We start from the raw sequence: 329 nt of genomic DNA on the forward strand, positions 1-329 counted from the left end.
TGTGATGCTTATGTCTGCATTCTTTGAGCTGCGAAGAGAAGTGGCGTCCCCTAGGGGATTCGAACCCCTGTTACCGCCGTGAAAGGGCGGTGTCCTAGGCCTCTAGACGAAGGGGACCCAAAATCATCTTTGCGCTGCGTTAGCAGTGCAGATTTTGGGTAATGGCGAGTGCCTAGCCTGCGAGGCCGAGCGCCATTATTCACATCCCAAAACCCAATGATAGGGCTTCTCTCATCTGACCGAAGCCAGATAAGCACTGACGCTTGCGCATCAGGTCTTTGCTCTAACTACTTTGAATCAAGGCAATCTGTGTGAACACTCAACAACTT

Annotated in this window: 1 tRNA gene; it reads right to left on the reverse strand. The window is 51.4% G+C overall.

Annotated elements, in window-relative coordinates:
* Window positions 1–41 precede the first annotated feature (41 nt).
* A tRNA-Glu gene (locus AAHB08_RS21095) sits at window positions 42–117 on the reverse strand.
* Between the last annotated feature and the right edge of the window lie 212 nt (window positions 118–329).

The organism is Aeromonas sp. OTU364 (assembly GCF_038440395.1).
Taxonomy (GTDB): domain Bacteria; phylum Pseudomonadota; class Gammaproteobacteria; order Enterobacterales; family Aeromonadaceae; genus Aeromonas.